This window comes from Microbacterium fluminis (assembly GCF_051549805.1).
Classification (GTDB): domain Bacteria; phylum Actinomycetota; class Actinomycetes; order Actinomycetales; family Microbacteriaceae; genus Microbacterium.
On the sequence record NZ_CP196042.1, the window covers coordinates 605,715 to 625,807 of the forward strand.

Consider the following 20,093-nt stretch of genomic DNA (forward strand, 5'->3'; position numbering starts at 1 on the left):
AACCATCTGGGTATAGTTGATCCAGATCAACTATCGCGCCATCGTCGTCGCGCTTCGTCCCGCAAGAGAAAGCCGCACCATGGCCACCCCATCCGTCGAGCCTGCGCACACCGCCGCGCACACCGCCGCGCTCGCCTCCGAGAAGCCGAAGATGACGCACCGCCGCGTGCTCGAGGCCCTGTCCGGCCTGCTGCTGGGCATGTTCGTCTCGATGCTCGCCTCGACCGTCGTCTCGTCGTCGCTCCCGGTCATCATCCACGACCTGAACGGCACCCAGACCTCCTTCACCTGGGTGGTCACGGCGACGCTGCTCACCACGGCGATCTCCACCCCCATCTGGGGCAAGCTCGCCGACCTCACCAACCGCAAGGTGCTGTTCCAGCTCGCCATCGCGATCTTCGTGCTGGCCACCGCTGCGGCCGGCTTCTCGCAGAACGCCGAGATGCTCATCGCGTTCCGCGCCGTGCAGGGGCTCGGCGCCGGCGGCCTCGCCGCCCTGAGCCAGGTGCTGATGGCCGACATCATCAGCCCGCGCGAGCGCGGTCGCTACATGGGCCTGTTCGGCGCCGTGATGGCCGTGGCCACCGTCGGCGGACCGCTCCTGGGCGGCGTCATCACCGACGCGTGGGGCTGGCGCTGGAACTTCTACGTCGCACTCCCCTTCGCGATCGCCGCGCTCATCATCGTGCAGCGCACCCTCCAGGTGCCCGCCGTCGCCCGTCGCAAAGTGTCGATCGACTATCTCGGCATCGTGCTGCTGTCGGCCGCCGTCTCCCTGCTCCTGATCTGGGTCACCCTGGCCGGATCGTCGTTCGACTGGTGGAGCATCAACACCGTGCTGATGGTCGGTGGCGCCGTGCTCGCCGCGATCCTGTTCGTGGTCGTCGAGCTGCGCGTCAAGGAGCCGCTCGTGCCGCTCACGCTGTTCCGCAACCGCACCTTCTCGCTCGCCGTGGTGGCCTCGATCGCGACCGGCATCGCCATGTTCGGCGCCTCGGTCTTCCTGAGCCAGTACATGCAGTCCGCCCGGGGCGCCACACCCACCGAGGCAGGCCTCATGACGATCCCGATGATCGCCGGCCTGCTGCTCGCCTCGATCGGGGTCGGCGCCGTCATCACCCGCTTCGGCAAGTGGAAGCCCTACCTCATCGTGGGCTCGGTGCTGCTCATCGCGGGGGCGTTCCTGCTGTCGACCATCCACTACGACACGAACTTCGCCGTCGTCTCGGTCTACATGTTCCTGCTCGGCGCCGGCGTCGGCATGACGATGCAGAACCTCGTGCTCGTGGTGCAGAACACCTCCAAGCCCACCGAGATCGGGGTCGCCAGCTCCGGCGTCACGTTCTTCCGCAGTCTCGGCGGCACGATCGGCGTCTCGGTGATGGGAGCCGCTCTGGCCTCCAGCGTCACGGGGCAGCTCGGCGACCGCGCCACCGAGATCCAGACCGCGATCATGAGCCTCGGCGACCAGGCGCAGACCTGGGTCGCGCAGCTGCAGTCGGGCTCGCTGCCCGAGGTGCGCCTCATGCCCGATGCATTGCGCGTCATCTTCGAGGACGTCTACGCCACCGGTATCGCGCACTCGTTCCTGATCGCCGTGCCGTTCGCGGTGCTCAGCCTGCTGGCCATCGTGTTCCTGCCCAACAAGCCGCTGACCACGATGACCACGAGCGAGCGGCTGCAGGCCGGCGAGGCCGACCTCGCGACCGTCTCCGTGCCCGAGGGCATGGGGGTGCTGACGGCGACCGGTGCCGTGCGCACGGTCGACGCGGAGCAGACGGATGCCTCGCCCGGCGACCTCGCGGACGCCGCCACCGGCACCTCCGGCGTTCGCCGGTAAGGTCGATCCCACGATGAGCACCACCGAGACCCGAGAGGCGCGCACCGAGGCGGTGCGCGCCCTCGAGGCCGAGTTCAGCGAGCTGCTGAACCACGTGCGCCGCGTCATCTCGGTCAACGCCGAGCGCGTCAGCCCCGGGCTGCTGCCCGGCGCCTACAAGGTGTTCACCACGATCGCCCAGCGCGAGCGGATCACCCAGTCCGCGCTCGCCGAGGCACTGATGGCCGACAAGGGGCAGATCTCCCGCACCGTGCGCGAATTGGAGGACCTCGGGCTCATCGAGCGCACCCGCGATCCTCGCGACGGCCGCTCCAGCATCCTGTCGCCCACCGAAGAGGGCGTACGGCGGCTGGCCGCCGCACGCGAGCCGCAGGAGGACAGCTTGCTGCGCGCGCTGGACGACTGGAGGGTCGACGACATCCTCAGCCTCGGCCGGCTGCTGCACGCCCTCACGTCCGGGATCACACCCGGCGGCGAGGCATCCGCTCCGCGGTGACCGACAGCCTGATCCGCCCGCTCAGGATTGACGGCGTCGAAGCACGCGCGTAACACGGGCGAGACGAAGCCGCGCTTGACTGGGGTTCCGGCCAGGAGCGCGCGCCGACGACGGCACGTGCGGAAGGAGTCCGACATGACGACCCGCCCGATGCGCTCGTCCGCCACCCGCCTCCCCCCGCCCGCCGAGGTGTCCGCACCTCCGCAGACGATGCGCGCCGCCGTGATCGACGCGACCGGAGCCGCCGACGCCCTGCATCCCGCCGAGCTGCCGGTGCCCGCCCCTGTGCTCAGCGAGGTGCTCGTGCGCGTCGTGGCCGCGGGCGTCAACCCCATCGATGCCAAGACCCGTGCCGGGCGGGGTGTCTCCACGGCCATCGAGCGGTTCCCGGCTGCGCTCGGGTTCGACGTGAGCGGCATCGTCGTCGAGGCGCCGTACGAGGCGCATCCGTTCCCTCCGGGTACCGCCGTGTTCGGCATGACCTCCTTCCCGCGCACCGGCGGCGCATACGCCGAGTACGTCGTCATGCCCACCCTGTCGCTCGCGCGCAAGCCGGCCGCGCTGTCGCACGTCGAGGCCGCCGGAGTGCCGCTGGCAGCGCTCACCGCGTGGGGACTGGTGGTGGAGACGGCGCACGCCCACGAAGGACAGCGGATGCTGATCCACGCCGGCAGCGGTGGAGTCGGCCACTTCGCGGTGCAGTTCGCGGCGTACTTCGGCGCCCACGTCACCACGACCTCCTCCGGGCGCAACGCCGCGTGGCTCCGTGAGCTGGGCGCCTCGGTCGTGATCGACCGCACCACGACCCGGTTCGAGGACGTCGTCTCGCCGCAGGACGTGGTGATCGACCTGGTCGGCAACGCGGCGGATGCCACGGGCTCGCGCTCGCTGTCGGTGCTGCGACCGGGAGGACTGATCGCCGTCGTGCCCACCGGCGCCTCGCCCGGGTACGCCGAGGAGGCCGCCGCCGCCGGCGTGCGGGCGACGTCGTACAAGGTGACGCCGGACGGCGGCACGCTCGCCACGATCGCACGGCTGCTGGACTCGGGCGCGGTGCAGGTCTACGTCGATCGCGTCTTCGACCTCGACGAGGCCGCCGCCGCGCACACCGAGCTCGAGCGGGGGCACACGCGCGGCAAGATCGTGCTGCGCGTCAGCGACGACTGAGCGCGCGACCGTCGACCCGTCGGACGGCTCAGGGGCCGGACGCGGCGCGCAGCACCCGGCGCCCTTCGGCGACGATCTCGTCGGCGACGGCGTCCAGCAGCGCCGAGCGCAGGTTCCACTGCTGCCAGTGGAGGGGCACGTCGATCGGCGTGCCGCCCAGGGACACGAGCGCCCCGTCGGCGAGGGCGCGATGCGCCTGCGGGACGGGCAGCATCCCCCATCCGAGCCCGGCGCGCACCGCCGCGGCGAAATCCGATGACGCGGGGATGCGGTGCCGGGGCGGCGCGGCCGGATCGACGCCGTGCGCGCGCAGCCACCGGGTCTGCAGATCGTCGCGACGATCGAAGTCGACCAGCGGAGCGGCGGCGAGTGCCGACGGGGTGGGGCCGCCGCGCAGCCACCGCTCGACGAAGTCGGGCGTGGCGACCGCGTCGTACCGCATCGCGCCCAGCGTGCGGACGCGGCATCCGGCCACCGGCGTCGCGCGCGAGGTCACCGCGGCCATCACGGTGCCCGACTCCAGCAGCCCGGCGGTGTACTCCTGGTCGTCGCGGTGCAGGTCGAACACCACGGGGTGAGCCGTGCTCAGCCGCGCGAGCGGCGTGAGGAACCACGTCGCGAGGGAGTCGGCGTTGACGGCGAGCGAGACCTCGACGCGCACCGGCGCGTCGGCGCTCTCGGCCCCCAGCGCCGCGAGCGCATCGTGCTCGATCAGCGCCGCCTGCCGCGCCATCCGCACGATCGCCGCGCCCTCCGAGGTCGGGCGCGCCGGCTTCGCGCGCACGAGCAGCACGCGACCCACCAGCTGCTCGAGCGTCTTGATGCGCTGGCTCACGGCGGACGGGGTGATCCGCAGGGCGCGGGCGGCGGCATCCATCGTGCCCTCGTCGACGACGGCGGCGAGGGTCTCGGCCAGCTCGAGCGGGATGCGCATCGACAGTCAGGCTAATGCATGTGAAGGATCGCAAGCTGGACTGCAGGTGAGGTGCTCACTACCGTCGATGGAGTGCTCGCCTCCGTCCTCGCCGGTCTCGGCCTCGGCTTCTCCCTCATCGTCGCGATCGGCGCGCAGAACCTTTTCGTGCTGCGGCAGGGACTGCGCCGCGAGCACGTGGTCGCCGTCGCGACGATCTGCGCCGTCTCGGACGCCGCGCTCATCGTGCTGGGCGTCTCGGGTGTGGGTCTCGTCCTGCACGCGGTGCCGTGGCTGATCGACGCCGTCCGCTGGGCCGGCGCCGCGTTCCTCCTCGTCTACGGCCTGCTCGCCGCGCGACGGGCGTGGCGGCCGAGCGGGCAGGTGCTGGGAGCGGGGGGCGACGGGCAGGGGACGGATGCCGCGGCACCCGGCCCGATCGCTGTCACCGTCACCCGCACGCGCCTGGCGCCGGTGCTGCTGACGTGCCTCGCACTGACATGGCTGAACCCGCACGTCTATCTCGACACGGTGTTCCTGCTGGGCACGGTGGCCAATACGCACGGCGACGGGCGATGGTGGTTCGCCGCCGGCGCGGTCGTGGCGAGCGTGGTGTGGTTCTTCGGCCTCGCGGTCGGCGCCCGCTATCTCAGCCGGTGGCTGCAGACGCCGCCCGCCTGGCGGATCCTCGACGGGATCATCGCGGTCGTCATGATCGGGCTCGCGGTCAGTCTCGTCCTTCCGCATTGAGCCTCGCCCTGAGGCACGATGGGGGCATGAGACGCGTGCACGTGATCGTCAGAGGCTCGGTGCAGGGTGTGGGCTACCGCTACACCGCCCGCATGGTCGCCCGGGAGATCGGCGCGGCCGGGTGGGTGCGCAACCGTGGCGACGGGACCGTGGAGGCCGAGGTGGAGGGCGCGCCCGACACCGTCGACGCCGTGCTCGCGTGGATGGCCGAGGGACCGCCCGGCTCCCGGGTCGACGCCGCGACCGTCACCGAGCTCGCCCCGCTCGGCGAAGCCGGCTTCGAGGTGCGCGACACCGCACCCTGAGCCCGACGGCGGTCAGGCGGGAAGACCCGCGGCCAGCTCGGCGAAGACCTCGAGCGCGTCGTCGCGGGATCCGATCCCGGCGGACTGTCCCGCCCACAGCGAGAGCAGCTCACCGTCGCCGCCGCGCGTCGCCGCGGCCCGGAACACCCCGGTCATCCAATTCTGCGCGGGGAACGGGGCGATCATGCCCGAGGTCTCGATCTCGCGCAGCGCCCGGTTCGGGATGCCGCGCGCCAGCCGACCGCTCATCGCCCGGGTGAGCACCGTGTCACCGTCGCGAGCCGACCTCAGCGCGGCGCGATGGGCGTCGGTCGCCGCCGACTGCCGGGTGCGGAGGAACGCCGACCCCACCTGCACGCCCGACGCCCCCAGTGCCAGCGCCGCCGCCACCCCGCGGCGGTCGGCGATACCGCCGGCGGCGATCACGGGGATCCCCACGGCGTCGGCCACCTGCGGCACGAGCGCGAACGTCCCCACGAGCGATCGCTCCGCGGGCGCGAGGAACGAGATGCGGTGACCGCCCGCCTCGGCGCCGCTGGCCACGACCGCGTCCACGCCCCCGGCCTCCAGGGCGACGGCCTCCGCCACGGTGGTCGCCGTGCCCACGACCCGGATGCCCCGGCGATGCGCCTCCTCGACCACGGCGGCCGCCGGCACACCGAACACGACGCTCAGCACGGCGGGCGCGGCATCCCACACCGCCTCCAGCTGCTCCTCGAAGGGAGGCAGGAAGGCGGCCGGCGGCTCGGGGACGGTGACGCCCGCATCGGCGAACAGCGGCTCCAGGGCGTTGAGGAACGGCGCGAGGTCGATCTCGGCGGGCGTCACCTCGTCTCCGGTGGGAACCCAGAGGTTGAGAGCGAACGGATGCCTCGTCGCCGCGCGCGGCTGCGCGACCGCCTCGCGGATGCGATCGGCGCCGTAGCCGTAGAGTCCGAACCCGCCGAGCCCGCCCGCGTCGCTCACCGCAGCGGTGAGGGCGACGGATGAGAGCCCGCCGAACGGGCCGAGGAGGATGGGCGCATCGATTCCGAGGGTGTCCGTGAGCACCTGCCCACGCTACTCCCGGAGACGGCGCGACGACGAAAGGCCCCCGCGGAGCGGGGGCCTTTCGGACGGGCGTATCGCGGACTCAGGCGAGGGCGTTGACGTCCAGCGGGATGCCGGGGCCGAACGTGGTCGACACCGCACCCTTCTGGATGTAGCGGCCCTTCGAGCTGGACGGCTTCAGACGGACGATCTCCTCGAGAGCGGCCTTGAAGTTCTCGTCGAGCTGCTCCTGCGTGAACGACGCCTTGCCGACCACGAAGTGGACGTTGGCGTGCTTGTCGACGCGGAACTCGATCTTTCCGCCCTTGATCTCCTCGACGGCCTTGGCCGGGTTGGGGGTCACGGTGCCGGTCTTCGGGTTCGGCATCAGGCCGCGGGGGCCGAGCACCTTGCCGAGACGGCCGACCTGGCCCATGAGCTCGGGCGTCGAGACGGCCGCGTCGAATGCGGTCCAGCCCTCGGCGACCTTCTGGATGAGCTCGGCGCCGCCGACCTCATCGGCGCCCGCGGCGATCGCGGCCTCGGCGGCCGGACCCGTCGCGAACACGATCACGCGGGCGGTCTTGCCGGTGCCGTGCGGCAGCATGACGGTGCCGCGCACCATCTGGTCGGCCTTGCGCGGGTCGACGGCGAGCTTGAGCGCGACCTCGACGGTCGAGTCGAACTTCGCCGAACCGGTCTCCTTGGCGAGGCCGACGGCCTCGGTGGAGGTGTAGAACTTGTCCGCCTCGATCTTGGCGGCGGCGGCCTGGTAGGCCTTGGACTTGGTAGCCATGTCTGTTATCCCCCTCAGCCTTCGACCGTGATGCCCATGGAACGAGCGGTGCCCGCGATGATCTTCGCCGCGGCGTCGATGTCGTTCGCGTTCAGGTCGGGCTGCTTCTGCTCGGCGATCTCGCGCACCTGCGCCTGGGTGAGCTTGCCCACCTTGGTCGTGTGCGGCGTCGGCGAGCCCTTCTGCAGGCCGGCGGCCTTCTTGATGAGCTCGGCTGCCGGAGGCGTCTTCAGGATGAACGTGAAGCTGCGGTCCTCGTAGACGGTGATCTCGACGGGGATGACGTTGCCGCGCTGGGCCTCGGTCGCCGCGTTGTACGCCTTGCAGAACTCCATGATGTTGACGCCGTGCTGACCGAGCGCGGGGCCGATCGGCGGCGCCGGGTTGGCGGCTCCGGCCTTGATCTGGAGCTTGATCAGGCCGGTCACCTTCTTCTTGGGTGCCATATCTGTTTCCTTTCGTCGAACGGATGCCTCGCGGCATCCCGTTCTCCCGCACGCCGGGCATCTCCCGGCAGCGGTTCCCCCGGGACGATACCCGGGAAGCCTGGATTACTGCTTGGTGACCTGGTCGAACGACAGCTCGACCGGGGTCTCGCGCTCGAACAGGGAGACGAGCACGGTGAGCTTCCCGCTCTCGGGCTTGATCTCGCTGATCGAACCGGGGAGACCCGCGAACGAGCCCTCCTTGATCGTGATCGTCTCGCCGACCTCGAAGTCGACCTCGGTGACGACGCTGCGCACCGGCTGGGCGGAGCCCTTGCCGGAACCGGCCTTGGCGGGTGCGGCCTCCTTCACCTCGACGAGGCTCTTCAGCATGTTGAAGGCCTCCTCGAAGCGCAGCGGCGTGGGGTTGTGGGCGTTGCCCACGAAGCCCGTGACGCCGGGCGTGTGGCGCACGACCGACCAGGTGTCCTCGTTGAGGTCCATGCGCACCAGCACGTAGCCGGGGATGCGCACGCGGGTGACCATCTTGCGCTGGCCGTTCTTGATCTCGACGACGTCCTCCATCGGGACCTCGACCTGGAAGATGTCGTCCTCGACCTCGAGCGTCGACTTGCGCTGCTCGATGTTGGCCTTCACCTTGCGCTCGAATCCGGCGTAGGAGTGGATGACGTACCACTTGCCCGGCAGGGCGCGCAGCTCCGTGCGGAACGCGTCGTACGGGTCGGCGTCCTCGTCCTCGTCCAGGTCGACGGGCGCTTCGGCCGCGTCGGCCGGGTCGACGGATGCCTCGACCGCGTCGACGACGGATGCCGCGGCATCCACCTCTGCGGTGAAGTCCGCGTCGAGGACGGGCTCGTCGTCGTCGCCGTTGATGTCGGGACCGTCATAGGGGGTCACGTCGCCGGCGTGGTCGGCCGCGTACTCGGCCTCCTCGTCGGCGAGGGACTCGGTGAGCACCTCGGCCGCGGCCTCGGCCTCGGTCGTCTCGTCGATGTGCAGTGCGTCGTTCACGATCGCGTCGGCCTCCGGGTCGTCGATGTCGATGTCGTCCAGGTCGGAGTCATCCTCGTCGTCGCCGTCCTCGTCCACGACGTGCAGAGCGACGTGCTCGGCCGGCTCGACGGAGCGCTCCTCGCCCGCGAGGACGTTGCCCTCCTGGGCCTCGTCGTCCTCGGAGGACTGCTCTGCGGCGGTCGCCCAATCGGCGTCGTCGACATATCTTTCGGTCACGTGTGATCACTTCCGTCGGTGGCGGGACGGCATGTCGCGTCGTTCCGCCTCGTTCAGGCTCAGGGGGTCGGGGTACCCGGCACACCGAACACGATGGTGGTGAGCCAGACGAACAGGACATCCAGGCCGTACACGATCGCCATCATGACGACCACGAATCCGAGGACGACGGCCGTGAACTTCAGCAGCTCCTGACGCGTCGGCGTGACGACCTTGCGGAGTTCGGCGAAGACCTGGCGGATGAAGATGGCGATGCGCGCGAAGAAGTTCGGCTTCTTCTCGCGCGGAGCGTCGCTCTTCGCGACGACGTCGCCCGCCGGCTCATCCTGGACCATCGAACCCACCTGAGTACCTTTCATGGTCAGCTTTCGGCTGACGCGAGTGTGCACAACGCGAGCGCTGTGCGCGCAGGGCGGACAGGAATCGAACCTGCAACCTGCGGTTTTGGAGACCGCTGCTCTGCCAATTGAGCTACCGCCCTAGAGGTCTGACGACCCCGGGTGCCCGCACTCCACGCCGTGACCTGATCTTCGGATACTGCCCGAGAACCCGGGCACGGCAAAAGAATGCAGACTTCAACCTGCTCCATCCAGTGTACGGCATGGGTCTGAGCCCGGCGAACTCCCGCCGGGCTCAGCTCGGGTCAGGCGCCGACGCGGATGAGCTTCTTGTTGACGAACTCGTCGGCGGCCAGCAGGCCCATCTCCCGGCCCGTGCCGCTGCGCTTGACGCCGCCGAAGGGCAGCTCGGGCGAGTCGGCGAGCACGAGGTTGACGTACACCATGCCCGCCTCGATCCGGTCGGCGACGCGGTCGGCCTGGGCGGGGTCGGTCGTGAAGATGTACGAGCCGAGTCCGAAGCCGGTGTCGTTGGCGAGATCGACCGCGGCGTCCTCGTCGGCCACGCGGTAGACCACGCCGACGGGTCCGAAGAACTCCTCGCGATACGCGTCCATCTCGGGGGTGACGTCGGCGAGCACCGTTCCAGGGAAGAACGCACCGTCGCGGGTGCCTCCCGTCACGAGGCGCGCCCCCTGGGCGACCGCACGGTCGACCTGCTCCTGCAGCCGCTCGGCGGCGGTGAGGGAGGAGAGCGGGCCGAGCACGGTGTCGTCGTCCATCGGGTCGCCGACGACGGCGCCGCTCATCGTCGCGGTGAACTTCTCCAGGAACTCCTCGTACAGGTCCGCCACGACGACGAAGCGCTTCGCGGCGTTGCACGACTGACCCGTGTTGTCCAGACGCGCGTCGGCGGCCGCCTGCACGGCGCCGTCGAGGTCGTCGGTGGACAGCAGGATGAACGGGTCCGACCCGCCGAGCTCGAGGGCGACCTTCTTCAGGTTGCGCCCGGCGATCTCCGCCACCGCCGCGCCGGCCCGCTCGGAGCCGGTCACCGACACGCCCTGCACCCGCGGGTCGGCGATGATCGTGGCCGACTGGTCGTTGGTGGCGTACAGGTTGAGGTAGGCGCCGACGGGGAGCCCGGCATCCCGGTAGATCTCCTCGATCGCCGCCGACGACTCGGGGCACTGCGGCGCGTGCTTGAGGAGGATGGTGTTGCCCAGCACGAGGTTGGGCGCCGCGAATCGGGCGACCTGGTAGTAGGGGAAGTTCCACGGCATGATGCCCAGCAGCACGCCCAGCGGCGCACGACGGATGACCGCGGTGCCGTCGCCGAGGATCTCGAGCGGGCGGTCCTTCGTGATCTCCTCCGCGTGATCCGCGTAGAACTCCGTGATGTCGGCGGCGAAGTCGACCTCGCCGAGGGCTGCGGCCAGCGGCTTGCCCATCTCGCGCACGATGATCTCCGCAAGGGCCTCGCGGCGCTCCCGGTGCAGCTCGGCCGCGCGCCGCACGAGCGCGGCGCGCTCGGCGACCGGCGTGTCCCGCCAGGCGCGGAACGCGGCATCCGCGGTGTCGATCTTCTCGGCGACCTCCGCGTCGGTGAGGGTCGGGTAGGTGGCCAGGGTCTGTCCGGTGGCGGGGTTGACGACGGCGTAGTCGCTCATGCTTTCTCCGATCGGTTGAGAGTGGATGCCGTCACCGGCGGGTGCGGCGGAGGCTCGGCGGCGCGTCGACCGACAGCGTCTCGCCCTTGAAGAACGCGGGCCGCTTGACGGCCTGCCAGATCATGATCACGATGCCCACGACGATGATCGTGACGCCGAGGATGAACACGAGCCCGACGCCGCCGATCTCGGAGCCGCTGCCGTAGTCGGGGCTCATGCTGTCGGTGAGGGTGGTGACGAACAGCACCGCGAGGATCACCCCGCCCATGAGCGGGAAGAGGAACGTGAAGAACACGTTCCGCACCGAGTCGAACCACTGCTTGCGGAAGTACCAGACGCACGCGAACGCGGTCAGCCCGTAGTAGAAGCAGATCATGATGCCGAGGGTGAGGATCGTGTCGGAGAGCACGTTGGTGCTCACGACCCGCATGATCGCGTAGAAGCCCGCCGCCACGATGGCCGAGACGATCGTCGCGTATCCGGGAGTGAAGAACCGGGGGCTGACCTTCGCGAACTTCGGCGGGAGGGCTCCGTAGTGCCCCATCGCGAGGAGCGTGCGGGCGGGTCCGACGAACGTGGACTGCAGCGATGACGCCGACGAGGTCAGCACCGCGAGCGACACGAGCGCCGCGAGCGGGCCCAGGATCGGGCCGGCGAGCGCGAAGAACGCGTTGTCCTGGATGTCGGGATTGCCCAGGCCGAACTCGCCGTCGCCGGTGCCGGCGTACATGATCATGGCGACCGCGAGCAGCAGGTACAGGGCGACGATCGTGACCACGGTGATGGTCGCGGCCCGACCCGGCGTCTTCTCCGGATCCTTCGTCTCCTCGTTCATCGTGAGCGTGACGTCCCAGCCCCAGAAGATGAAGATCGACAGCGAGAGCCCCGCGGCGAAGGAGCTGAACGACGTCACGGCGAACGGATTGAACCACGACCAGTCGAACGGGGTGGCATCGAACGCGTTGCCGTTGTTCACCTGCACGATCGCGACGATCGCGAACAGCAGCAGCACGACGACCTGGAAGCCGACGAGCACGTACTGCAGCTTCTGCGTCGTCTGCATGTCCCGGTACGACACGTAGGTCGCGCCGAGCACGAACAGCAGGCAGACCGCGATGTTGATCCAGATCTCCGAGGTGAGATTCGCGATGTCGGGGTTGCCGGTGAGCTGCGAGATCAGCAGGAACAGGAAGTCGACCGCGATGCCGGCGAGGTTCGACAGCACGATCACGGTCGCCGCGACCAGCCCCCATCCGGCCATCCAGCCGATCCAGGGGCCGAACGCGCGGGCCGCCCACGTGAAGGAGGTGCCCGAGTCGGGCATCCGGTTGTTGAGCTCGCGGTAGCCGAAGGCGACCAGGAGCATCGGGATGAAGCCCACGAGGATGATCGCGGGCACCTGCACGCCGACGGCGCCCACGGTCGGGCCGATGGCCGCCGTGAACGTGTAGGCGGGCGCGATGCACGAGATGCCGATGACGACCGCGCCGATGAGCCCGACGGTGCCGGCGCTCAGCCCCTTCTTCGAGATGCCGCCGGCATCCTCGCCGCCGGCCGGTGCGAGCGGCGCGGCCGCGCCTTCGGGTGCGCTCATGGCTGCAGTCCTTCCTTGCGGGTGCGCGGGACGACGATCATCGGGACGGGCAGCTCGTGCAGCATCTTCGCCGCCGTCGAGCCGAGGAACAGGCGGCGGGGCTGAGCGAGGCGGCTCGAGCCGACGATCGCCAGCTCGCCGGGCTGCCAGTCGAGGTCGACCACGGCGTCCTCGATGGACTCGCCGCGCGCGACGACGGCGTCGGCCTCGATCCCGTCGGGCAGGGCGGCGCGCGCCTGCGCGAGCACCTCGTCGGCGTGGGCGGCTCCGGCGATGCGGATCACGCCCGTGTCGACCGAGGCCGGCAGGTCGACCGTGACGAGCGAGAGCAGCCGCACCTCGGCGCCGGTCGCGGTCGCCAGGGTGATCGTCTCGTCGAACAGCGCCTCGGCGCCCGGGCGCGTGCCCACCGCGGCGGTCAGCCGCGTGATCCCGACCGAGGGATCGGCCTCGGCCGCGCCCTGCGGAGCGAGCACCACGGGCACATCCGAAGAGTGCAGCAGCTCCTGTGCCACGCTCCCCAGCCGGTGCCGGCCGCGGAGGCCGCCGCCGGCCGCACCGATCACGATGTGCGTGGCCTCGAGTTCGTCGGCCACGGCCACGAGCCCCTCGGCGAACGACTCGGCCGATCGCACGTGCGAACGCCGGGTCACGGCATCCGTCAGCGTCTGCTCGGCCTCGCTCAGCCACTCCCCCGCACGATCTCGCAGGTAGCGGTCGTAGCTCGCGTCCGGCGGAGTGATCACCGAGCGCTCATCGGCGGGCAGCACCACGACGAGGTGCAGCTCGGATCCGGATGCCTCGGCCAGGCGCGCCCCGACCGCCACGGCGTCGGCGCCCGCCGTCGTCGCGGTGTAGCCGACGACGATACGACCCGTCATCCCCGCGCCTCGAGGATGTTCTGCGCGGCGAGGCGGCCCATGCGGATCGCGCCGTCGACGTGCTGGTAGCCGGCGCCGGCGAGGTCGCTGCAGGCGAAGTGGATCGGGCCGACGGGGGTGCGCAGGTCGGCGCCGTAGCGGTGCAGGCCGCCCATGTCGAAGCTCGCGGCATACGCGCCGCGGGTCCACTCCTCGGTGCCCCAGTCGCTCTCGTAGTAGACGACCGTGTTCTTCGCCTCGGGGCCGTAGTAGTGCGACAGCGACTCGAGGATGCGCTCCTTGCGCTCCTCGGCGGTCAGCCGGAAGAGGTCGTCGGCGTTCTGGTCGGACACGAAGCCCACCAGGGTGCCCCGCTCGTCGCCGTGGTTGGTGTTGTCGTACGCCTCGTGGACGAGCTCGTACGGGCTGAACGCGGTGGCCGAGAGTCCGTCGGCGCGCCAGAACGGGGTGTCGTAGACGGCATGCACCTTGATGACGAAGCCCATCGAGAGGTGCTGGTGCATCTGGTGCTGCAGCCGCGGGAGAGAGGGCACGAACGAGATCCGGTCGTACAGGACCGGAGCGAGCGCCAGGATCGCGGAGCGGGCCCGCACGGTCATACCGTCGGCGATCGCGGTGACGCCGTCGTCGCCCCAGTGCAGCGTGCGCACGGGCTGCTCGAGGAAGACGTCGTCGCCGAGGCGCTCGGCCAGCAGCAGGGGCACCTGCTGCAGCCCGCCGACGACGCGCTTGTCGAGGATGAAGTCGGCGTCGACGAGGTTCGAGTACGAGCCCGCGGACGACGCCATGAGCAGCGACTGCAGGAGGGAGAAGGAGTGCGTCGGCTTGGTGAGCATGGCCGAGCCGGTCGCGAAGGCGAGGTTGCGCACCGCCTCGTCGTCGTCGGTCTGCGTGCGCAGCCACGCGTCCCACGTGATGCGGTCCCACTCCTCGGCATTCGGGTGTGCCCAGGGGCGGTCGGGGTCGATCTCGGCGACCATCGCGTCCAGGCGCGCGGTGACCTCGGCGATCGCCTTCTCGGTCTCGGGCGAGACGGGGAACATCTCGCCGGTGAAGCGGTGCACCTGGCCGTCCGGACCGACGTAGACGCTGTCGCCCTCGCGGTAGCGGCTGAAGGTCTCCAGGCCCAGCTCGGCGACGGTGTCGATGAGCGCGTGCTGGTCGGGCGAGACCCACTGGCCGCCGATCTCGAGCATGGCGCCGTCGATCTCGTCGGTCCACAGCCGCCCGCCGACGCGGTCGCGCGCCTCGAGAACGGCGACGGAGAGCCCGGCCTTCTTCAGCTGGTTGGCGGCGGTGAGACCGGCGGCGCCGGCTCCGACGATGACGACGTCTCGGGTGATCTCGGGCATGTCTTCCCCTTACTTCTTCGTGAGGCTATCGGGTCGATGTTTCGGTCGTGCGTCCGGTGCGCACGGCACCGGCGGGGCGAGGCATCCGCTCGTCCGCCCCTGCGCCACCCCCCCGGTGCGTCGCGCGCAGGACGGCGAGCGGATGCCCCGTGCTCAGGAGGCCGCCAGCGCGGCGGCGACCACGTCCAGTCCCTCGTTCAGCAGCTCGTCGCCGATCGACAGCGGCGGCAGGAAGCGGATGACGTTGCCGTAGGTGCCGCACGTGAGGACGATGACGCCCTCGGCGGTCGATGCCTTCGCGACCGCGCCGGCGAGGGCGGCGTCGGGCTCGCCGGTGACCGGGTCGATGAACTCGGCGGCGATCATGGCGCCGCGGCCGCGGATGTCGCCGATGCGGGGATCGGAGGCCTGGAGTGCCGTGAGCCGGTCGACCAGCACGCGGCCGACCTCGACCGCGCGCTCGGCGAGTCCGTCGTTCTCGAACACGTCGATCGCGGCGACCGCCGCGGCGCACGCGATCGGGTTGCCGCCGTACGTGCCGCCCAGGCCGCCGGTGTGCGAGGCGTCCATGATCTCGGCGCGGCCGGTGACGCCGGCCAGCGGCAGGCCGCCGGCGATGCCCTTCGCGGTGGTGATGAGATCGGGGACGATGCCGAACTGCTCGCTGGCGAACATCGTGCCGGTGCGGGCGAAGCCGGTCTGCACCTCGTCGGCGATGAAGACGACGCCGTTCGCACGGCACCACTCCACGATCGCCTCGAGGAAGCCGTCGGCCGGGACGATGAATCCGCCCTCGCCCTGGATGGGCTCGATGATGACGGCGGCCAGGTTGTCGGCGCCGATCTGCTTCTCGATCAGCGAGATCGCCTTCGCGGCGGCATCCGCTCCGCTCAGGCCGTCGCGGTACGGGTACGACGCCGGCACGCGGTAGATCTCCGACGCGAAGGGTCCGAAGCCGCTCTTGTAGGGCATGCTCTTGGCCGTCAGCGCCATGGTGAGGTTGGTGCGGCCGTGGTACGCGTGGTCGAAGGCGACGACCGCCTGGCGCTTGGTGAACTTGCGCGCGACCTTGATCGCGTTCTCGACCGCCTCGGCGCCCGAGTTGAACAGCGCCGTCTTCTTCTCGTGGTCGCCCGGGGTGACGCGGTTGAGCGCCTCGGCGACCTCCACGTAGGACTCGTACGGCGAGATCATGAAGCAGGTGTGCGTGAACTGCGCGACCTGGGCCTGCACGGCCTCGACGATCTTGGGGTGGGCGTTTCCGACGGTGGTCACCGCGATGCCCGATCCGAGGTCGATGAGCGAGTTGCCGTCGGCGTCGACCACGACGCCCCCGCCGGCGGCGACGGCGTGCACCGGAACGGTGTGCCCCACACCGGCGGCGACCGCCGATGCCTTGCGGGCCAGCAGCTCCTGTGAACGGGGGCCGGGGATGGCGGTGGTGAGGCGGCGCTCCTGCGGGAGCGAGGGGCCGCCGACGGGCGGCGCGGTGAGGGTGTCGAGAGCGCTCATGCTGGGGAGCGTAGGGAACGCTCACGGGCCGCCGCACCCTCCGTCCTGTACATTCTGGATACGTTGCTGTACGCCCGGTACACGACTGTCTGCTCGGAGGCGCGCATGGACACCGCGGAAACCCCGACGCTGCGCGCTCTCCTCGCGCGCACCGATCTGCACCTGCGGCTGGAGGTCGAGGTCGACCCGACGGCGCTGGACCGCCCGGTGCGCTGGGTGCATTCCAGCGACCTCGCCGATCCCACGCCGTTCCTCTCCGACGGACAGGTGCTGCTGACCACGGGCACGCAGTTCGCCGGGGGGCCCGGCGGCACGGCCGCGACCGGCCGCGGAGGGACGGATGCCGCGCTCGTCGCCGACTACGTGCAGCGGCTTGTCGCGCGCGGCGTGGCGGGTCTGGGCTTCGGCACCGAGGTCGTCCGCGACGGCATCCCGCCCGAGCTGACCGCGGCATGCCGCGACGCGGGCCTGCCGCTGTTCGAGGTGCCCTATCGCACGCCCTTCATCGCCGTCGCGCGGGCGAACGCCGAGGCCATCGCCGCCGAGGCCTACGCCCGCCGCAGCTGGGCGCTGGCCGCCCAGCGGGCGATCGCCCTGGCCGCCCTCAGGCCCGACGGCCTCGGCGCGACGCTCGCCGAGCTCGCCCGCCAGCTGGGCACCTGGGTGGGGCTGTTCGACGCCGCCGGCGAGCTGATGCGCGAGCATCCGGCCGGCGAGCTCGACGAGGCATCCGTCGCCTCCCTCCACGACGAGGTCGGCACGGTGCTGCGCCGAGGCGCCCGGGCAGGTTCGGCCCTGCGCATCGGCGAGCGCCCCTTCACCCTGCAGACCCTCGGGCGCGGAGGTCACCTGCGGGGCGTGATCGCGATCGCGGCGGGTGAGCTCGACCAGGAAGGGCGCGGTGTGGTGACGGCCGTGATCGCCATGGCCGGGCTCGCCTTCGAGCAGCAGCAGGGGCTCAGCCGCGCGCGCGGCGCCCTCCGCGCGGGGCTGCTGCAGTCGCTCCTGGCCGGCGATCCGGGGCTCGCGCGCCGCATCGCGCGCGACCTGTGGGGCCCGCTGCCGGCCGCGCCGGTCGTGGTGGCGGTGACGGATGCCGCATCCGCCCGCGGCGAGGCGCTCGCCGAGCTGCTCGAGCTGCGCGCCGAGGAGCAGCGCGGCTCGCTCTTCTTCGGTCGCGCGGACGACGGCCTGGTACTCGTCGTCCCGGCCGACGACCGGCACGTGCTGCAGGAGGCGGCGGCCCGCTTCGACGCCCGCATCGGGGTCTCGGCGCCGACCGGCTACGACGGCGTCGCGGCGGCCCTCGATCAGGCACGGGTGGCGCGCGATCGAGGGCGTGCCGCGATCACCTCGTTCACCGAGGTGGCGGCGTCCGGCGTGCTGTCGGCGCTGGGCCCCGAGGCCGCGCCGCTCGCCGCCGCCGAGCTGGCCCCGCTCACCGAGCACGACGCCCGCGAGGGCACGCACCTGGTGCAGACGCTGCGAACGTGGCTCGACGAGGACTGCTCGGCCGAGTCGACGGCGCGCGCCCTCGGCGTGCATCGCCACACCGTGCGCGCCCGCCTCACCCTCTCCGAACGACTGCTCGCGCGCGAACTCGGCTCGTTCGCCACCCGCGCCGAACTGTGGGCGGCGCTGCGCGCACTGGCGTGAGGCGGGCCGGGCGGGCTGATCAGTGCGTGGTCACGTGCTCGGCGAAGAGGCCGGGCCACGCCATGATGCCGTAGGGGGTGCGGGCCACGACGAGCCGGCTTCCGTAGATCCGCGAATGCAGCTTCTTGGCCGTGCTGAGCGGATGCCCCCGGTCGCCCGTCCACGCGAGGATCAGCGTCGGGACGGTGAGGCGCACGATGCCCTTGCGGTGCGGCAGGTCGGTTCCGGCGGCACCGCGCATGACGGTCGGCAGCAGCTCCGGGGCGACCGCGGGCAGGGTGTCGGGCGCCTCCGCCAGAGCGGGTGGCACCGGCGCGGCCGATCCGAGGGCGACGAATGCGGCCAGCCCCTCGCGCTCGATGAGCTCGGCGTTGCCCCGGTAGGTGTCGCCCTGCGCGCGGCGGGTCTTCCATGCCGTGGGCGGCACGGCGAGCGTCAGGCTCGCGAACCGGTCGGGCGCGCGCACCGCGGCGTGCAGCAGCGTGCCGGTTCCCATCGAGGGGCCCACCCCGTGCACCCGCTCCCCCGGCGCCACGTGATCCAGCAGGGCGAGCAGGTCGTCGGCGAGACGGTCCCACCCGTAGTCGGAGGCGGACGTCGTGCCGGTCGAGCGCCCGTGACCCCGTGCGTCGAACCGCAGCACGCGATGCCGACGCAGCGCGCGCGACAGGTCGAGGCCGAGTTCGACGTCGCGCTCCCGACTGGACGTCAGGCCGTGCAGCTGCACCACGAGCGGGCCCTCGTCGCCTGCGAGCTCGTAGTCGAGCCGAGCTCCCCGGGTCTCCAGAACAGGCATCTCGCCTCCCCGTCACGAACTCGATGGTCTGGGCCCCTATGCTACGGCGATGCGCCTCAGCAGCATCGCCCGGGTGAACCTCCCCGACGGATCGCTCCACGTGCTCGCCATGACGGCGTCCGGGGCGGAGGCCGGCGAGGTGACGATCTCGTACGATCAGCGCCGACACGTGGGCGGCGGCGACCGGGCCGGCTCGTGGATGGCGCTCGCCTTCGACCTCGACAGCGACCTCGAGACGCTCGAGCGGGGCTGGGCCCGCGTCCTGGCCCGGCACGGTGCGCTGCGCACCGGCTTCTCGCAGGACGACGGCCTGCGCCTGCGCCCGATCGAGGTCGCCTCGGCCGGGTGGGAGCAGGTCGCCGAGGGGACCGGAGACGCGCTGCGCGGCATCCTGCATCGTCTGCTCGATGACCGCTGCCGGCCCTTCGCGCAGCCGTCGCACCTGCTCGCCGCGATCGTCCCCGAGACGGGCCCGATCACCGTCGTGATCGCGTCGGATCACGCGCACGTCGACATGTGGTCGCTGCTGGTGCTCGCGCGCGATCTGCGCGATCCCGACCGCGGTGCCGACGATCCCCCCGCCGACTTCGGCGCCCACTCCGCCCTGCTGGCCTCGCTCCCGCCCGCCCCCGAGACGATCGTCGCGCGCTGGCACGCGATACTCGAGGCCGGCGGCGGCGACCTGCCCGTGTTCCCGCTGTCGCTCGGCGACGTCTCGACGCTCCGCGACGAGGTCGTCGAGGTGCGCGACCTGATCGACGCCGACGGTGTGGCGACGTTCGAGCGCGTCGCCGACGGGTACGGGGTGCGCCCCACCGCGCTGGCGCTCTCGGTGCTCACCGGCGTCACCCGGGCGCTGGCCGGATCGGCGCTGCGCGCGGTCTTCCCGGTGCACAGTCGCAACGAGGCGCGCTGGCTCGACAGCGTCGGCTGGTTCATCACCAATTCGGTGATCGACAGCGACGACCCCGACCCGCGCGCCGTCGCGGCGGCGGTGAAGGAGGCGCTCGCACTCGGCTCGCACCCGCTCGCGCCCATCCTCGGCCCCGCCGGCCCGCCGCCCGCCGCGGGGATGTTCGCGATCTCCTGGCTCGACACGCGGCGGCTTCCGCACCTTCACGCGGGGGACTCGATCCGGTTCGTCACCGCCGAGATCAAGACCGACGGGGTCATGGTGTGGTTCGTGCTGAACGACACCGGCATGCATCTGCGGTGCCGTTACCCCGACACCCCCGAGGCGCGACGCAACGTGGGGCGCTGGCTCGACGCCGTCGAAGCAGGTATCCGCGCCCACGCGGGAGCCTGACGGGGCGCACCCCCGC

19 protein-coding genes and 1 tRNA gene are annotated in these 20,093 nt (G+C 71.4%); 7 read left to right on the top strand and 13 right to left on the bottom strand.

Annotated elements, in window-relative coordinates:
• Positions 1–151 precede the first annotated feature (151 nt).
• The 3 genes from ACSJDX_RS02815 to ACSJDX_RS02825 all read left to right on the top strand — a co-directional run bounded on the left by ACSJDX_RS02815 (position 152) and on the right by ACSJDX_RS02825 (position 3,503).
• The gene (locus ACSJDX_RS02815) at positions 152–1,840 is read left to right on the top strand and encodes an MDR family MFS transporter (protein WP_438354920.1); all 1,689 of its coding nucleotides are present in this window, start codon (positions 152–154) and stop codon (positions 1,838–1,840) included.
• Positions 1,841–1,853: 13 nt separating this feature from the next.
• On the top strand, positions 1,854–2,336 hold the full coding sequence (locus ACSJDX_RS02820; RefSeq protein WP_438354073.1) for a MarR family winged helix-turn-helix transcriptional regulator: 483 nt from the start codon (positions 1,854–1,856) through the stop codon (positions 2,334–2,336).
• 135 nt (positions 2,337–2,471) lie between these two features.
• Positions 2,472–3,503 carry an NADP-dependent oxidoreductase gene (locus tag ACSJDX_RS02825; protein ID WP_438354074.1) on the top strand — a complete coding sequence of 344 codons (1,032 nt, stop codon included), beginning with the start codon at positions 2,472–2,474 and terminating at the stop codon, positions 3,501–3,503.
• A gap of 28 nt (positions 3,504–3,531) precedes the next feature.
• On the opposite strand, the gene ACSJDX_RS02830 is transcribed toward ACSJDX_RS02825, so the two are convergent.
• Positions 3,532–4,437 (bottom strand): LysR family transcriptional regulator ArgP, encoded by a 906-nt coding sequence (locus ACSJDX_RS02830; protein ID WP_438354075.1) that lies wholly within the window; start codon positions 4,435–4,437, stop codon positions 3,532–3,534.
• A 72-nt stretch (positions 4,438–4,509) separates the two neighbouring features.
• Here ACSJDX_RS02830 and ACSJDX_RS02835 point away from each other — a divergent pair, with 72 nt between their 5' ends.
• Both ACSJDX_RS02835 and ACSJDX_RS02840 read left to right on the top strand, forming a co-directional pair.
• On the top strand, positions 4,510–5,166 hold the full coding sequence (locus ACSJDX_RS02835; protein ID WP_438354076.1) for a LysE/ArgO family amino acid transporter: 657 nt from the start codon (positions 4,510–4,512) through the stop codon (positions 5,164–5,166).
• A 26-nt stretch (positions 5,167–5,192) separates the two neighbouring features.
• Complete coding sequence (locus tag ACSJDX_RS02840; protein WP_438354077.1) at positions 5,193–5,471, top strand: acylphosphatase; 279 nt, start codon at positions 5,193–5,195, stop codon at positions 5,469–5,471.
• Positions 5,472–5,483: 12 nt separating this feature from the next.
• Here ACSJDX_RS02840 and ACSJDX_RS02845 read toward each other — a convergent pair whose 3' ends face one another.
• From ACSJDX_RS02845 to gabT, 11 genes are all read right to left on the bottom strand, one after another.
• The gene (locus tag ACSJDX_RS02845) at positions 5,484–6,521 is read right to left on the bottom strand and encodes an NAD(P)H-dependent flavin oxidoreductase (protein ID WP_438354078.1); all 1,038 of its coding nucleotides are present in this window, start codon (positions 6,519–6,521) and stop codon (positions 5,484–5,486) included.
• Positions 6,522–6,603: 82 nt separating this feature from the next.
• A complete protein-coding gene (gene rplA / locus ACSJDX_RS02850; protein ID WP_438354079.1) occupies positions 6,604–7,296 on the bottom strand; it encodes a 50S ribosomal protein L1 in 693 nt (230 codons plus the stop codon).
• 14 nt (positions 7,297–7,310) lie between these two features.
• Entirely contained in the window at positions 7,311–7,742 is a 432-nt protein-coding gene (gene rplK / locus ACSJDX_RS02855; RefSeq protein ID WP_438354080.1) for a 50S ribosomal protein L11, read from the bottom strand.
• A 105-nt stretch (positions 7,743–7,847) separates the two neighbouring features.
• The gene (gene nusG, locus ACSJDX_RS02860; protein WP_438354081.1) at positions 7,848–8,972 is read right to left on the bottom strand and encodes a transcription termination/antitermination protein NusG; all 1,125 of its coding nucleotides are present in this window, start codon (positions 8,970–8,972) and stop codon (positions 7,848–7,850) included.
• Between the two features lie 59 nt (positions 8,973–9,031).
• Entirely contained in the window at positions 9,032–9,307 is a 276-nt protein-coding gene (gene secE, locus ACSJDX_RS02865) for a preprotein translocase subunit SecE (RefSeq protein ID WP_438354082.1), read from the bottom strand.
• Positions 9,308–9,380: 73 nt separating this feature from the next.
• Positions 9,381–9,453, bottom strand: a tRNA-Trp gene (locus ACSJDX_RS02870).
• 162 nt (positions 9,454–9,615) lie between these two features.
• The gene (locus tag ACSJDX_RS02875; protein ID WP_438354083.1) at positions 9,616–10,980 is read right to left on the bottom strand and encodes an NAD-dependent succinate-semialdehyde dehydrogenase; all 1,365 of its coding nucleotides are present in this window, start codon (positions 10,978–10,980) and stop codon (positions 9,616–9,618) included.
• 31 nt (positions 10,981–11,011) lie between these two features.
• Positions 11,012–12,574 (bottom strand): APC family permease, encoded by a 1,563-nt coding sequence (locus ACSJDX_RS02880; RefSeq protein ID WP_438354084.1) that lies wholly within the window; start codon positions 12,572–12,574, stop codon positions 11,012–11,014.
• A complete protein-coding gene (locus ACSJDX_RS02885) occupies positions 12,571–13,455 on the bottom strand; it encodes a universal stress protein (protein WP_438354085.1) in 885 nt (294 codons plus the stop codon). The genes ACSJDX_RS02880 and ACSJDX_RS02885 overlap by 4 nt, the downstream gene beginning before the upstream one ends.
• Positions 13,452–14,807 (bottom strand): flavin monoamine oxidase family protein, encoded by a 1,356-nt coding sequence (locus ACSJDX_RS02890; protein ID WP_438354086.1) that lies wholly within the window; start codon positions 14,805–14,807, stop codon positions 13,452–13,454. Before ACSJDX_RS02890 ends, ACSJDX_RS02885 begins: the two co-directional genes overlap by 4 nt.
• 153 nt (positions 14,808–14,960) lie before the next feature.
• A complete protein-coding gene (gabT, locus tag ACSJDX_RS02895) occupies positions 14,961–16,319 on the bottom strand; it encodes a 4-aminobutyrate--2-oxoglutarate transaminase (protein WP_438354087.1) in 1,359 nt (452 codons plus the stop codon).
• Between the two features lie 105 nt (positions 16,320–16,424).
• Between gabT and ACSJDX_RS02900 the strand changes: the two genes are divergently transcribed.
• Entirely contained in the window at positions 16,425–17,975 is a 1,551-nt protein-coding gene (locus tag ACSJDX_RS02900; protein ID WP_438354088.1) for a PucR family transcriptional regulator, read from the top strand.
• A 19-nt stretch (positions 17,976–17,994) separates the two neighbouring features.
• On the opposite strand, the gene ACSJDX_RS02905 is transcribed toward ACSJDX_RS02900, so the two are convergent.
• Entirely contained in the window at positions 17,995–18,771 is a 777-nt protein-coding gene (locus ACSJDX_RS02905) for an alpha/beta fold hydrolase (RefSeq protein WP_438354089.1), read from the bottom strand.
• A gap of 49 nt (positions 18,772–18,820) precedes the next feature.
• Here ACSJDX_RS02905 and ACSJDX_RS02910 point away from each other — a divergent pair, with 49 nt between their 5' ends.
• On the top strand, positions 18,821–20,077 hold the full coding sequence (locus ACSJDX_RS02910; RefSeq protein WP_438354090.1) for a peptide synthetase: 1,257 nt from the start codon (positions 18,821–18,823) through the stop codon (positions 20,075–20,077).
• Positions 20,078–20,093 lie beyond the last annotated feature (16 nt).

Coding starts and splice junctions, on each gene's coding strand:
- ACSJDX_RS02815 (WP_438354920.1), top strand. CDS start 152: ATGACGCACCGCCGCGTGCTCGAGGCCCTGTCCGGCCTGCTGCTGGGC.
- ACSJDX_RS02820 (WP_438354073.1), top strand. CDS start 1,854: ATGAGCACCACCGAGACCCGAGAGGCGCGCACCGAGGCGGTGCGCGCC.
- ACSJDX_RS02825 (WP_438354074.1), top strand. CDS start 2,472: ATGACGACCCGCCCGATGCGCTCGTCCGCCACCCGCCTCCCCCCGCCC.
- ACSJDX_RS02830 (WP_438354075.1), bottom strand. CDS start 4,437: ATGCGCATCCCGCTCGAGCTGGCCGAGACCCTCGCCGCCGTCGTCGAC.
- ACSJDX_RS02840 (WP_438354077.1), top strand. CDS start 5,193: ATGAGACGCGTGCACGTGATCGTCAGAGGCTCGGTGCAGGGTGTGGGC.
- rplA (WP_438354079.1), bottom strand. CDS start 7,296: ATGGCTACCAAGTCCAAGGCCTACCAGGCCGCCGCCGCCAAGATCGAG.
- rplK (WP_438354080.1), bottom strand. CDS start 7,742: ATGGCACCCAAGAAGAAGGTGACCGGCCTGATCAAGCTCCAGATCAAG.
- secE (WP_438354082.1), bottom strand. CDS start 9,307: ATGGTCCAGGATGAGCCGGCGGGCGACGTCGTCGCGAAGAGCGACGCT.
- ACSJDX_RS02875 (WP_438354083.1), bottom strand. CDS start 10,980: ATGAGCGACTACGCCGTCGTCAACCCCGCCACCGGACAGACCCTGGCC.
- ACSJDX_RS02880 (WP_438354084.1), bottom strand. CDS start 12,574: ATGAGCGCACCCGAAGGCGCGGCCGCGCCGCTCGCACCGGCCGGCGGC.
- ACSJDX_RS02885 (WP_438354085.1), bottom strand. CDS start 13,455: ATGACGGGTCGTATCGTCGTCGGCTACACCGCGACGACGGCGGGCGCC.
- ACSJDX_RS02890 (WP_438354086.1), bottom strand. CDS start 14,807: ATGCCCGAGATCACCCGAGACGTCGTCATCGTCGGAGCCGGCGCCGCC.
- gabT (WP_438354087.1), bottom strand. CDS start 16,319: ATGAGCGCTCTCGACACCCTCACCGCGCCGCCCGTCGGCGGCCCCTCG.
- ACSJDX_RS02900 (WP_438354088.1), top strand. CDS start 16,425: ATGGACACCGCGGAAACCCCGACGCTGCGCGCTCTCCTCGCGCGCACC.
- ACSJDX_RS02905 (WP_438354089.1), bottom strand. CDS start 18,771: ATGCCTGTTCTGGAGACCCGGGGAGCTCGGCTCGACTACGAGCTCGCA.
- ACSJDX_RS02910 (WP_438354090.1), top strand. CDS start 18,821: ATGCGCCTCAGCAGCATCGCCCGGGTGAACCTCCCCGACGGATCGCTC.